General features: G+C 69.5%; 9 protein-coding genes. 4 read left to right on the top strand and 5 right to left on the bottom strand.

What is annotated here, in order from left to right:
• Window positions 1-88 precede the first annotated feature (88 nt).
• On the top strand, window positions 89-3097 hold the full coding sequence (locus tag OG379_RS03990) for a family 16 glycoside hydrolase (protein ID WP_405659328.1): 3009 nt from the start codon (window positions 89-91) through the stop codon (window positions 3095-3097).
• Window positions 3098-3149: 52 nt separating this feature from the next.
• On the opposite strand, the gene OG379_RS03985 is transcribed toward OG379_RS03990, so the two are convergent.
• The gene (locus tag OG379_RS03985) at window positions 3150-3914 is read right to left on the bottom strand and encodes a hypothetical protein (RefSeq protein ID WP_405659325.1); all 765 of its coding nucleotides are present in this window, start codon (window positions 3912-3914) and stop codon (window positions 3150-3152) included.
• Window positions 3915-4214: 300 nt separating this feature from the next.
• Between OG379_RS03985 and OG379_RS03980 the strand changes: the two genes are divergently transcribed.
• Together OG379_RS03980 and OG379_RS03975 are read left to right on the top strand one after the other, a co-directional pair.
• On the top strand, window positions 4215-5483 hold the full coding sequence (locus tag OG379_RS03980; RefSeq protein WP_405659323.1) for a lectin: 1269 nt from the start codon (window positions 4215-4217) through the stop codon (window positions 5481-5483).
• The gene (locus OG379_RS03975) at window positions 5480-6868 is read left to right on the top strand and encodes a lectin (RefSeq protein WP_405659320.1); all 1389 of its coding nucleotides are present in this window, start codon (window positions 5480-5482) and stop codon (window positions 6866-6868) included. Before OG379_RS03980 ends, OG379_RS03975 begins: the two co-directional genes overlap by 4 nt.
• A gap of 56 nt (window positions 6869-6924) precedes the next feature.
• On the opposite strand, the gene OG379_RS03970 is transcribed toward OG379_RS03975, so the two are convergent.
• The 4 genes from OG379_RS03970 to OG379_RS03955 form a co-directional block, all read right to left on the bottom strand.
• Complete coding sequence (locus OG379_RS03970; protein ID WP_405659318.1) at window positions 6925-8748, bottom strand: glycoside hydrolase family 2 protein; 1824 nt, start codon at window positions 8746-8748, stop codon at window positions 6925-6927.
• 79 nt (window positions 8749-8827) lie between these two features.
• Entirely contained in the window at window positions 8828-9727 is a 900-nt protein-coding gene (locus OG379_RS03965) for a carbohydrate ABC transporter permease (protein WP_393754922.1), read from the bottom strand.
• 3 nt (window positions 9728-9730) lie between these two features.
• Complete coding sequence (locus tag OG379_RS03960; protein WP_405659315.1) at window positions 9731-10663, bottom strand: carbohydrate ABC transporter permease; 933 nt, start codon at window positions 10661-10663, stop codon at window positions 9731-9733.
• A 22-nt stretch (window positions 10664-10685) separates the two neighbouring features.
• Entirely contained in the window at window positions 10686-12056 is a 1371-nt protein-coding gene (locus tag OG379_RS03955; protein WP_405659312.1) for an extracellular solute-binding protein, read from the bottom strand.
• A 272-nt stretch (window positions 12057-12328) separates the two neighbouring features.
• On the opposite strand from OG379_RS03955, the gene OG379_RS03950 reads away from it, so the two are divergent.
• Complete coding sequence (locus tag OG379_RS03950) at window positions 12329-13387, top strand: LacI family DNA-binding transcriptional regulator (protein ID WP_405659311.1); 1059 nt, start codon at window positions 12329-12331, stop codon at window positions 13385-13387.
• Window positions 13388-13391 lie beyond the last annotated feature (4 nt).

Below are 13391 nucleotides of genomic sequence, written 5' to 3'. Positions count from 1 at the left end.
CCCTAGCGTGGCGGCGCCACCGTAGGCGTAGTGCTAATTCGCGGATCAGTACAGCCCGACCGGAGTGCCACCCCCTGCTGGAGGACCGATGCATCCACGGCTGTTGTCACGTGCCCGAAGACGGCTCACCACTCTGCTCGTCGGCACCTTCCTCGCGGGCGGCGTCTGGGCCGGCCACCCGGCCGCCGCCGCGCCCGACGACATCCCGCCCCAGGAACCCGGCGTCACCCTGCGCGTCTTCGACACCCAGGTGCCACTCAGCAAGCTGTGCACGCTGAAGCCCGGCCAGACGCCCAACCACGACAAGCTGATGCCCACCGTGGACTGGTCCACGGCCGACGACTTCGGTGGCTACGCCGACAACTTCGTGGCGGAGGCGTCCGGCTACCTGGTCGTCCCGGCCGACGGAACGTACTCCTTCCGGCTCAACAGCGACGACGGCTCCCGGCTGACCATCGACGACCGGGAGGTCATCGACCACGACGGTCTGCACGGTGCCGAGCCCAAGGACGGATCCGTCCAACTCACCGCGGGCTCGCATCCGTTCCGCGTCGACTACTTCGAGCGCGGGGGCGAGCAGCAGCTGACCCTCGCGTGGAAGCCGCCGGGCGCGGACGACTTCGGCGTCATTCCGAACGAGTCCCTGAGCACCGACGCCGGGGTCGTCCGGGTCACCGCGCCGGGCCGCAAGGAGTGCGAATCGGGCGCGGACAGCCCCGGTGACGGACTGCCGCTCACCGACGTACGCCCCGACCTCGACCTCACCGATCTGCGCCCGGACGGCTTCGAGCCGCAGGTCACCGGAATGGACTGGCTGCCCGACGGCCGCCTGGCGCTCTCCACCTGGGGTGGCTCCGAGAACGTGACCGGCGAGGTCTACCTCCTCGGCCATGTCACCGGTGACACCAGCCGCGACAAGGTGACGGTGACGAAGGTCGCCGAGGGCCTGCGCGAGCCGATGGGCATCAAGTACGTCGACGGATCGCTGTACGTCTCGCAGAAACACGAGCTGACGCAACTCGTCGACTCCGACAAGGACTTCGTGACCGACGAGTACCGCACGGTCGCCACCTGGCCGTACGGCGGGAACTTCCACGAGTTCGCGTTCGGACTGCTCTACCGTGACGGCTACTTCTATGTGAACCTGTCCGTCGCCATCAACTACGGCGGTGCGACGACCACCCCGCAGCCGGCGCAGGGCCGCGGCACGACGTACAAGGTCAGCAAGAAGACGGGCAAGATCCATGCGATCGCGGGCGGGCTGCGGACCCCGAACGGCATCGGATGGGGCCCCGGCAACTCCATCTTCACCACCGACAACCAGGGCGGCTGGCTGCCCGCGTCGAAGCTCGTCCAGATCAAGCAGGACCGCTTCTTCAACCACTACACCCAGCCGACGGGCAAATTCGACAACCAGCCCGTGACCCAGCCGGTGCTCTGGCTGCCGCAGAACGAGATCGCCAATTCTCCCAGTACGCCGCTGTATCTGACGGAGGGCCGCTTCGCCGGTCAGATGCTGTTCGGCGACGTCACCTACGGCGGGCTCCAGCGCGGTTACCTGGAGAAGGTGAAGGGCCAGTACCAGGGCGCGGTGTTCCGCTACACGCAGGGGCTCGAAGCCGGCGTCAACCGCATCACCATGGGACCCGACGGCGCCATTTACACGGGCGGTCTCGGCGCCGACGGCAACTGGGGCCAGGAAGGGAAGCTTAAGTTCGGCCTGCAGAAACTCACGCCGAACGGGGGCAACACCTTCGACATCAAGGAGATGCGTGCGGTTCCCGGCGGTTTCGACCTGGAATACACCCAGCCCCTGTCGGAGGCCACGGCAGCGGAGCTGACGTCGCACTACCAGGCGGAGCAGTGGCGCTACACACCCACGTCCGACTACGGCGGCCCGAAGATCGCCGAGGAACAGCTCGCCGTGAGTTCGGCGGCCCTCTCCGAGGACGGCCGCACCGTGCGGCTGCGTCTCGACGGACTCAAGCCCGACCGTGTCGTACACCTCCGCTCACCGCGCCCCTTCGCCTCCGAGTCGGGCGAGACCCTGTGGAGCACGGAGGCCTGGTACACGCTCAACGCCCTGCCGGGGAAACAGCCGCCGCCGGCCACGTTGTACGAGGCCGAGGAGGCACGGCTCACCGGTACGGCAGGCATCCACACCGACCACACCGGCTACTCGGGCAGCGGCTTCGTCGACCGCTACGCCACCGAGGGCCAGGCCGCCACGACCTTCGACGTGACAGCCCCCAAGGTCGGCGACTACGACGTGAACCTGCGCTACTCCAACGGCCCCAACCCCTTCCAGGGCACCAAGTCACTCTCCCTCTACGTCAACGGGAAGAAGGTGAGACAGACGAGACTCGCCTCCACCGGCACCTGGGACGCCTGGTCGACGCAGACCGAGCGGGTCCGTCTGCACGCGGGGCCGAACACCGTCTCGTACCGCTTCGACCCGGGTGACACCGGCCATGTCAACCTCGACCTGATCACCGTGCGCCCGCACGGAGCTCCCGTCGCCCTCTTCGACGGGACCACCGCCTCCCAGGCGCAGTGGCAGCACACGGACGGCCGGACGGTCGAATGGCCGCAGGCCGCCGAGCAGTCCATGGAGGTGTGCTGCGGTGACATCCGCACCAAGGACGCCTACCAGGACTTCAGGCTGCGGCTGGAGTTCCGGGTGCCACTGCTGCCGGACGACGTGACAGGCCAGGACCGCGGCAACAGCGGGATCTACCTCCAGGACCGGTACGAGCTGCAGATCCTCGATTCGTACGGCGACACCACCCTCGACACGAACGAGGCCGGTGCGATCTACGAGAAGAGGGCGCCGGACGTCAACGCGGCCACCGCCCCGGAGACATGGCAGAAGTACGACATCACCTTCCGCGCGGCGCGCTTCGACGACAGCGGCCGCAAGACCGCCGACGCGCGCGTCACGGTGGTGTGGAACGGCAAGAAGGTCCACGACGACGTCGCGATCGACGGACCGACCGGTGCGGGTGCGCCGGAGAGCCCCTCGGCCGGAGCGATCCGTCTCCAGGACCACGGCAACACGGTGCGGTTCCGTGACATCCGCATCGAGCCGCTGAGCTAGCGCCTTTCGTTCGGATCAGCGGGGCACCTGCGGACCACGCGGGTGCCCCGCGTCAGCCGGCCGGGGCCTCCGACGCGCGCCAAGCGGTCGCGAGTCCCTCCAGCCACGCCGGCGGGAGCTCCGCGCGCTCCCACTCGGCCCGGAGCGCCTCCGGCGCGCCGACGAGGCGTTCGAGCACGGCGATGCTCGTGGGGGAGTGGAGGAGGGAGTAACGGCCGTGGACGGCGATGTGGCTGCCCGGCCCGAACCGCGCGTACAACCGGTCCAGCCGCTGCCGGTGGGGCTCGGTGAACCGCTCCAGCTGTCCGGCGTACCCGACCCGGCCCACGACGCTCATCGTGCCGAGCACCGCGGTGAGAACCTCGTCCGACACCTCGGGGTCGAGGTCCGAGGTAGCGCTGAACGCGAGGTAGAGCGGTGTCACCGCGACCTTCGCGCGCTCCACGTCCACCCGTCCGACGAGGTGATGGCCCTGTGCTGTGCCCCCTGCCGAGCCGGATGCCGGGCCGATGGCACGCTCGAGTGCCCGCTCGGCGACGCGGAGGAGTTCGTCCCCGACCGCCCGGGCGCCGTCGTGCCAGCCGGCGCCGTACGGCGGCCCCTCGGAGCCGGCCGGGGCGTTCTGCGCCTTCCCGGCCTCGTCGTGCGCGTCCACGACGGCGCCGGCCTCCACGAGCGCGATCAGTTCTTCCGCCTCGCCCCGGAACACTCCCGCGCGGCCGAGGAGCTCGAAGAGGGTGTTCTTCGCGTTCAGGACGCTGGCGGGGTCCAGCGGGGGCCGGCCCATTTCGGCGGTGTCGATCGTGTCCCTCCTCATACGTCCGTGCTCGGTGTTCACCATAGTTCGGGAGGGCGGTGTGCGGCGGGTACTGCGGGGGCGTTGCCGTGCTGATCACCGGAGCCGCTCCGGCGTACGTATCTCCGGTCTATACCAAACCCTTGACACACTCCGTGTTCACTCCTTATATCAAGGGGTGAACTAAGTGCTCCCGCCCCTCCGCCCGCCCTTTCCGATCGATTCGGGGGCGTACGGGGAGTGTTCGATGTGGTGCCTGCCCGACTCGCTCGGATCTGACATGCGCGCGTCAGTCCATCACGCTCCCCGAAGGGAGAAGGCATGAGTTCCCCGCGTTCGCCTCGGCGTCTGGTTCTGTCCCTCGTCATGGCGCTCGGCCTCGCCTCGCTGGTCACCGTCCCGGCGCGGAGCGCACCGGCGCCGGTGACCCCGGCCGCCGCCGCTGCGCCGGCAGCCGTCACGTTCTCGGACGACTTCGACGGTCCGGCCGGGTCCGCCGTCAACGGTTCCAAGTGGCAGATCGAGACCGGTGACAACGTCAGCAACCACGAACGGCAGTACTACACGGCGGGCAGCAACAACGCCGCCCTCGACGGCCAGGGCAACCTCGTCATCACCGCCCGCAAGGAGAACCCCGGCAACTACCAGTGCTGGTACGGGCGGTGCGAGTACACCTCCGCCCGGCTGAACACGGCCGGCAAGTTCACCACCACGTACGGCCGGGTGGAGGCCCGGATGAAGATTCCGCGCGGGCAGGGCATATGGCCCGCCTTCTGGATGCTCGGCAACGACATCGGCCAGGTGGGCTGGCCCAACAGCGGTGAGATCGACATCATGGAGAACGTCGGCTTCGAACCCGGCACCGTCCACGGCACCCTGCACGGCCCCGGCTACTCCGGCAGCGGAGGTATAGGCGCCGGCTACAGCCTGCCCGGCGGACAGACGTTCGCCGACGCCTTCCACACCTTCGCCGTCGACTGGAGTCCGAACTCCATCACGTGGACCGTCGACGGCACCGTCTACCAGCGGCGCACCCCCGCCGACCTCGGCGGACGGCAGTGGGTCTTCGACAAGCCGTTCTTCGTGATCCTCAACCTGGCGGTCGGCGGTTATTGGCCCGGCGACCCCGACGCGAGCACGTCCTTCCCGCAGCAGCTCCTCGTCGACTACGTCCGGGTCAGCTCCGACAGCGGCCAGCCGGGCGGCGGCGGAGGACCCATCACGGGTCTGGCGGGGAAGTGTGTGGATGTGGCGGCCGGTTCGGCTGCGAACGGTACGGCGGTGCAGTTGTACGACTGCAACGGCACGGCCGCGCAGCAGTGGACGGTGGGTGGTGACGGGACGATCCGGGCGTTGGGGAAGTGCCTGGATGTGGCGTCGGGTGGTACGGCGGACGGTACGCAGGTGCAGTTGTGGGACTGCAACGGTTCGGCGGCGCAGCAGTGGGCGACTCCGGCCGCGCGGGACATCGTGAATCCGCAGGCGGACAAGTGCCTGGACGTCAGTGGTGGGAGCAGTGCCAACGGGTCGCGGTTGCAGATCTGGACCTGCACCGGCGCCGCCAACCAGAAGTGGACGGTGACCCGATGAAGACGAGGCCCATGGCGAGACCCGGGGTACGGGGCCTGCTGAGCGCGGTGGCCGCGACCGCCGCCCTGCTCACCGGCCTGACCGCCACACCCGCGAACGGCGCCGCGACGGCCACCGGCCCCATCACGGGTCTGGCGGGGAAGTGTGTGGATGTGGCGGCCGGTTCGGCTGCGAACGGTACGGCGGTGCAGTTGTACGACTGCAACGGCACGGCCGCGCAGCAGTGGACGGTGGGTGGTGACGGGACGATCCGGGCGTTGGGGAAGTGCCTGGATGTGGCGTCGGGTGGTACGGCGGACGGTACGCAGGTGCAGCTGTGGGACTGCAACGGTTCGGCGGCGCAGCAGTGGGCGACTCCGGCCGCGCGGGACATCGTGAATCCGCAGGCGGACAAGTGCCTGGACGTCAGTGGTGGGAGCAGTGCCAACGGGTCGCGGTTGCAGATCTGGACCTGCACCGGCGCCGCCAACCAGAAGTGGACCGCGCCGAGCGCGGGCGGCGGAACCCCCGGCCCGGGAGCCATGGCCGTGGCCCCGTACCTCTACAACGGCTGGGGCAGCCCGCCCAGCCCCACCACCGTCATGAACGCGACCGGCGTCAAGTGGTTCACCCTCGCCTTCGTCCTCAGCAACGGCTACTGCAACCCGCAGTGGGACGGCGGCCGCCCGCTGACCGGCGGCGTCGACCAGCAGACGATCAACACCGTGCGCGCGGCCGGCGGAGATGTCATCCCGTCCTTCGGGGGCTGGAGCGGCAACAAACTGGAGAGCTCCTGCTCCAGCGCGGGTGAGCTGGCAGCCGCGTACCAGAAGGTCGTCAACGCCTACGGGCTCAAGGCCATCGACATCGACATCGAGGCCGCCGCGTACGACAGCCCCGCGGTCCAGCAGCGCACGGTCGACGCGCTGAAGACCATCAGGGCGAACAACCCCGGGATCAAGGTGTACGTCACCTTCGGCACCGGACAGAACGGTCCCGACTCCAGCCTGATCTCGAAGGCCGCAGCCTCCGGTCTCACGGTCGACAGCTGGACCATCATGCCGTTCAACTTCGGCGGGGCCGGCCAGAACATGGGCCAGCTCACCGTCCGCGCGGCCGAAGGCCTCAAGACCGCCGTGAAGAACGCCTACGGGTACTCGGACGACCAGGCCTACCGGCACACCGGTATCTCGTCGATGAACGGCATCACCGACAACGGCGAGACCGTGACCGTGGCCGACTTCCGGACCATCCTCGGCTACGCACAGCAGCGCCACCTCGCACGGCTCACCTTCTGGTCCGTCAACCGTGACCGGCCCTGCACCGGCGGCGGGGCCGACACCTGCTCGGGAGTCTCCCAGCAGCCGTGGGACTTCACCCGGGTCCTCGCCTCCTACACGGGCTGAAGCAGCACCGCCCGGGCCCTCGCGGTGCACGCCGCCGCGAGGGCCCGGGCCGTGTGTCAGTGGCCGTCCTGCTCCTCGATGGCGGCGGGGCGTGTCTGGGCTGCCCGGATACGCTCCACGTCGAGTTTGGCGGAGCGGTCGAAGCGGTAGACGCCGTTCTCCTCCTGGAAGACGTCGGTCAGCTGTGTGTAGCAGTAGCCGAACATCGCGGGATCCTGCAGCAGCACGCCGGTGAGGCCGCTGAAGCGCTCGTGGAACTCCTCCTCGTTGCGCACCCGCTCGCCGTAACCCCAGGAGACGGTGCGGTCCTCGCCGGACAGCTCGGCCGCGGCCTCAGGGTTCCACCAGATGCCGCCGAACTCACTGACGAAGTAGGGCTGCCCCCGGTAGGGCTGCGAGTAGGCGGCCCCGTTCTCGTAGGCGTTGACGAACGGCTCGCCCTTGGCCAGACCGGCCATCAGCTGCCGGAAGGCCTCCGGATCCTGCTCGTAGTTGTGTGCGTCGTAGATGTCGGTCTCCGCGACCCGGTGGGCGTAGCCGGACGCGTCGATCACGGGACGGGTGGTGTCCAGCGCCTTGGTGGCGAGGAACATGGCCCGGGTGACGTCGTCGAGCCCGGTGATTCGGTCGTGCAGCTTCTGGTACGTCTCGTTGAGCGGGCACCAGCCGACGATCGAGGGGTGCGAGTAGTCGCGTTCCACGGCCTCCAGCCACTGGCTGACGTAGGAGGCGTCGGGCTGCTGGTTGTTCCCCGACGAACCGCCCGTCTCGCAGCCCCAGTCGCCGAACTCGCCCCAGACCAGATAACCGAGGCGGTCCGCGTGGTACAGGAAGCGCTCCTCGAAGACCTTCTGGTGGAGCCGGGCCCCGTTGAAGCCCGCCTCCATCGCGAGTTCGATGTCGCGGACCAGCGCCTCGTCGGTCGGCGCGGTCATCAGCCCGTCCGGATACCAGCCCTGGTCGAGGACGAGCCGCTGGAAGAGCGGGCGCCCGTTGAGAGTGACCGCCTTGCCCCGTACGCCGACGGCGCGCAGCCCGGCGTAACTCTCCACCGAGTCGAGCACCTCGCCCCGCTCGTCGGTGAGTTCGAGCCGGAGGGCGTACAGGTGCGGGTCGTCCGGACCCCACTCGCGCCGCCGCTCCTCCGGGACCGGGAGGTGGAGGCGGGGCGCGAGGTCGAGGTCGGCACGTGCCTCGGCCCGGCACACCTCTCCGTCCCCGTCGCTCAGGACGGCCCGCACGCGGTGGCCCGGAAGGATTCCGGACAGCGGGAGTTCCAGGTGGAATGCGGAACCGGCCAGGTCAGGGGTGATGCGCGGACGCCTCAGATGCACCTCATGGACGGGCTCCAGCCAGACGGTCTGCCAGATGCCGGTCACACGCGTGTAGTTGCAGTCGTGGTTGGCGTACTTGATCGCCTGCTTGCCACGTGCCTGCGGGCCCGAGCGGGGGTCGCGGGCCCGGACGGTGACGACCACGTCCTCCCCGGAACCGGCGATGTCGCCGAGATCGGCGGAGAACGGGGTGAAGCCGCCGCGATGACGTGCGACCTCGGTGCCGTTCGCCCAGACGGTCGTGTCGTGGTCGACGGCCCCGAAGTGCAGCAGGACCCGGCGTCCCGCCCACGCGGCCGGCAGCTGGAGAACCCGTCGGTACCAGACGGCCTCCAGGAAGTCGGTGTCGCCGATCCCTGACAGCTCGGACTCCGGCGGGAAGGGGACGAGGATCTCCCCGTCCAGCTCACGGGTGAGGAGACCACGCTCGAGACCGCTGTCGCCTCTGTCGGTCTCGAACTGCCAGAGGCCGTTCAGGTTGAGCCAGTCGCGACGGACGAACTGCGGTCGCGGGTACTCCGGGCGGGGTACGGAGTGAGTGGGCACACATGCTCCAGTGAGTCGTCGGACCGGCGGCGGACCGCCGGCCCCGGGGTGGTACGGAGAAAGGGGAGTGCGGGGCGGATCAGGATCCGCCGAGCCCGGTGGTGGCGACCGAGCTGACGATGCGGCGCTGGAAGAGCAGGAACACCACGACCAGCGGCAGCGCCGCCAGCAGGGCCGATGCCATGGCCTGGGCGTACTGGATCCCGAAGGCGTCCTTGACGGTGGCCAGGCCCACCGGGAGCGTCATCAGGTCGGGATCGTTGATGACGATGAACGGCCACAGGAAGTTGTTCCACGCACCGATGAACACGAAGATCGACACGGCCGCCACGATCGGCCGGGAGAGCGGCAGCACGACCGACCGGAAGACGCGCACCTCGGACGCGCCGTCGAGCCGGGCCGCGTCCTCCAGCTCCCGGGGTATGCCGTCGAAGAACCGCTTCAGGATGAACACCATCATGGGCGCCACGACCTGGGGCAGGATCATCGCCGCGTAGGTGTCCACCAGGTTGAACATCAGCATCTGCTCGAACAGGGGCACGACGAGCAGTTGCGGCGGGACCATGACCGCTGCGACGGTCACGGCCATCAGTCCACGGCGGCCGCGGAACGTCCCGCGCGAGAAGCCGTAGGCGGCCAGGGTGGAGATCGCGACGGTGATCAGGGTGACCAGTCCGGCCACCAGGAAACTGTTCGCCGCCCAGAGGACCACGTTGCCGCGTTCGAGGATCTGCTCGTAGGCGGACAGGGTGAAGGCGCCCTTGAACGGGGACAGTCCCGGCTTGGACACGTCCTGCTCACTCTGGAGAGACGTGGCCACCGCCCAGAGGAACGGCAGCACCCAGACGGCCGCCAGCACGGTGAGCGCGGTACCGGCCAGGACGCGCGGCAGCCGGCCGTGGCCGAGGAGCAGGGGGGATCCGGCCGAGTCCCTGGGTGGGCGGCGCCGGGTCCGCACGGTGGTTGCGGTGGTGGACATCGGTCAGTCCTCCTGGCGGAAGAGACGGAGCTGCAAGAGCGAGACGACGATCACGAGGGCGAAGAAGACGTAGGAGACCGCGGAGGCGTAGCCCAGCCGGTAACCGGTGAACCCGACGTCGTACACGTACTCGAGGATGGGGCGGGTCGAGCCGTTGGGGCCGCCCTTGGTGAGGATGTAGATCTGGTCGAACACCTTGAGCGACGCGAGGATCTGGAGCATCGAGACCAGGACGGTGGTCCTGCGCAGCTGGGGGAGGGTGACGGACCACAGGCGGCGCCATGCGCCGGCACCGTCGAGTGCGGCGGCCTCGTCGTACGTCGTCGGCAGGGACTGCAGAGCGGCGAGGTAGAGCAGGAAGTTGAAGCCGACGGTCCACCACACCGTGAGCGCGGCCACCGACCACATCGCGACGGCCTCGTCGGACAGCCAGCCGACCGGTTCGAAGCCGAGTGTCCTGAGCAGTTCGTTGCCGAGGCCGATGTCCGGCTGGTAGAGCCAGGTCCAGATGAGGGTCACGACGGTCACCGGCAGCAGGTACGGCACGAAGAAGGACAGCCGCCACACCCACTGGCCGGCCAGCCCGCTGTGCACCAGGAGCGCCATGACCAGAGCGACCAGCACCAGGGGGATGCTGGAGAGGGCGGTGAAGAGGACCGTGTTGCCGAGACTGCTCCAGACGTCCGGGTCCCCGAAAGCCTCGGCGTAGTTGTCGAACCCGACGAACGACGTGTCGCGCAGCGCGAGAGAACTGTCGGTGAGGCTCATCCAAACGCCCTGGACCACGGGCCACACCAGGAAGAGCACGAAGGGGACCGCGAAGGGCAGGACGAAGAGCAGGCCCGGGCCGCGCCGGCGGGAGCCGCGGCGGGGAGACGGGGAGAGGGGCCGTTCGCCGGTGGGCGCGGGGGCGGCGACGGGCGTGGTGGTGGTCACGTCGGTAACTCCTTCTGCTCGGTCAGGCCACCGGATTGGGCTGCCGCAGCAGCGTGTTCGCCTCACGGACCATCTGCCGCACCGCCTTCTCGGCGGAGGTGTTGCCGAGCAACGCCGACTGGAGCGGCTGGCACATGCGGTTCTGGAAGTTCGACGCCGCCCCGGCGAACCAGTTCGGCGGATCGAGGACCGCTACCTTCCCGGCGTCGGCGTACGAGGACTGCGGCTTCAGCGCCGCGTACTCCGGCTCGGCGAGCACCGGCTGGTATGCCGGGATGTGACCCGCGCTCGCCCAGGTCAGGCTCTGCTTGAGTATCTGGGCGACGTAGCGGTGCGCTTCCCTGCGGCGGGCCGGGTCCGGGCTGCTCTGGTGCGGCAGGACGAAGCTGTGGGAGTCGGTGTAGACGGCGGGCCGGCCGAACACCTGCGGGAAGGGCGCGGCTCCGAGCGGGATCCCGGACTTCTGGAGCGTCGGCAGCTCCCACTCCCCGAGCATGGCCATGCCCCCGCGACCGCCCAGGAAACCGGCCAGCGCGCTGTTGTAGTCCAGGTTGTTGGGGTTCGTCCTGCCGTCGAAGAGCTGCTGCATGAACGACACGACCTGTACCGCCGCGTCGGTGTCGATCTCGGCCGGGCCGCCGTCCGGCAGGGTGAAGGCCGCACCGGTCTGCGCGTAGAGCGCGGCGAACTGCCGCCAGCTCTGAGCGGTGTCGGTGACATGGCCGAAGAGGATGCCGGATTCCCCCGTGACGTCGGCCAGGGCCTTGCCCGCCTCCAGGAGCGCCTTCGGTGAACCCATGGGGGCGAGTTCGCCCTTGGGGTCGAGGAGGCCGGCCTCGCCCGCGGCCTTCCGGTCGTAGAAGACGATGAACGGGTGGACGTCCAGAGGGATGGCGTAGACGCGCCCCTGATGTTTCGTGCGGGACCAGACCGCCGGTGTGAAGTCCTTCTCGGTGACGCCGAACTCGGCCAGCAGATCGAGGTCGAAGGGGTCCAGCAGTCCGCCCGGCGCGTAGCCGGCAAGCCGGGACAGGTGCAGGACCGCCACGTCGGAGGCGCGTCCGCCCGCGGCGGACATGGCGAGCTTCGTGTAGTACGACGGCCCCCAGTCGAGGATCGTGCGGTCGATCCGGAAGCCCTCGGGGCCCTGGGAGACGGCCTTGATCATGTCGTTCATCAGCATGCCGTCACCGCCCTGGAACAGGTCCCAGACGCTGAGCGCCGAGGCATCGGAGGCGGAGGCCGGGGAGGAGCACCCGGCCAGTGGGCCCATGGCGAGCAGTGCGCCCGCCCCGGCTGTTCCGTGACGCAGGAACCGGCGGCGGCCGATCCCGGGTGCCGGGCCGGAGCCGGGCACGGCCGACGCCTCGTGGGCGGAGGACGAAAAACTCATCGCGGACCTTTCGACGGCCGGACGCTCATGCCGGATCGGCGGTGGACCCGCCCGTGCGGGCGGGTCCACCGCACACGACAGGTGGGTGGCCGCACTGGCTGAAACGGTGCGGTCACATGTTTTTACATCGATGTACATTGGCTGTAAAGAGTTCGAGCGGTACGGGTGTTCGAGACCTGCGGAGCGCGCCTCGTACCGTGTCCGACGCCTCCGACGGCCCCCGGAACGCGGGGACATAGAATCGGCAGCGTTCGATGGCAGGGAGGTCGGCCGTGGCACGGCCCAGGATCAAGGACGTCGCACGGCACGCGGGGGTGTCGGAGAAGACGGTCTCCAACGTGATCAACGACTACGTCCACGTCTCCGAACGCACCCGGCGCGTGGTCCGCGAGTCCATCGAGCACCTCGGGTACCGGGTGAACCTGGCGGGCCGACATCTGCGGAAGGGGCGCACCGGCATCATCGCCCTCGTCGTTCCGGAGCTGGACGTCCCTTACTTCGCGGAGCTCGCCCGGCACGTGATCCGCGAGGCGGAGCAGCTCTCCCTCACGGTGCTGATCCATCAGAGCGGAGCGGACCGCGAGCACGAGCTGGCCGCACTCGCCGGCTTCGGCTCCGACTTCGTGGACGGGATCATCCTCAGCCCGCTCGCCCTCACCGCGGACGACCTGCGTCAGCGGGCCGGTGTTCCGCCGACCGTGCTGCTCGGGGAGCTGCTGGAGGAAGGGGCCGACCATGTCGCCATCGACAACGAGAAGGCCGCGCGTCAGGCCACCGAGCATCTGATCGCCCTCGGGCGCCGGAACATCCTCGCGGTCGGTGGACACGAGGCCCCCGGCCTCGGGACCGCGGAGGCCCGCACGCGTGGCTACCTCGCGGCCCTGGCCGAGGAGGGACTCACCCACCACCCGGACGCGCTCCTGGCGGTGGACGACTTCAGAATGCCCGCCGGCGCCCGGGCGGTGACCCGGGCACTCGATGCCGGCCTGCGCCCGGACGCTCTGCTGTGCCTCAACGACCAGCTCGCCCTGGGGGCGTTGCGGGCGCTCCACGAACACGGGCTCCGCGTGCCCGAGGATGTGGCGGTGATCGGTTTCGACGACGTGGAGGGGGGCCGGTTCAGCGTCCCGACGCTGAGCACCGTGGCGCCGGACAAGGCGGCGGTGGCCAGGGTCGCCGTCCAGCTCCTGAACCACCGCATCGAGGAAGCAGCCGCGCTGACTCCGCGGACGGACGACCCCGAGGGCTCCGGTGTCCAGGCACCTCAGGACCGCGTGGTGGCTCACCGTCTCGTCCTGCGTGAGAGCACGGAGGGCTCCGAGCTCCGCTGACGTC

The organism is Streptomyces sp. NBC_01166, assembly GCF_045039765.1.
Taxonomy (GTDB): domain Bacteria; phylum Actinomycetota; class Actinomycetes; order Streptomycetales; family Streptomycetaceae; genus Streptomyces.
The sequence above is the reverse complement of the archived record's forward strand: the minus strand, read 5'-3'. Positions and strand labels throughout refer to the sequence as shown.

Coding starts and splice junctions, on each gene's coding strand:
- OG379_RS03975 (WP_405659320.1), top strand. CDS start 5,480: ATGAAGACGAGGCCCATGGCGAGACCCGGGGTACGGGGCCTGCTGAGC.
- OG379_RS03955 (WP_405659312.1), bottom strand. CDS start 12,056: ATGAGTTTTTCGTCCTCCGCCCACGAGGCGTCGGCCGTGCCCGGCTCC.
- OG379_RS03965 (WP_393754922.1), bottom strand. CDS start 9,727: ATGTCCACCACCGCAACCACCGTGCGGACCCGGCGCCGCCCACCCAGG.
- OG379_RS03980 (WP_405659323.1), top strand. CDS start 4,215: ATGAGTTCCCCGCGTTCGCCTCGGCGTCTGGTTCTGTCCCTCGTCATG.
- OG379_RS03985 (WP_405659325.1), bottom strand. CDS start 3,914: ATGAGGAGGGACACGATCGACACCGCCGAAATGGGCCGGCCCCCGCTG.
- OG379_RS03990 (WP_405659328.1), top strand. CDS start 89: ATGCATCCACGGCTGTTGTCACGTGCCCGAAGACGGCTCACCACTCTG.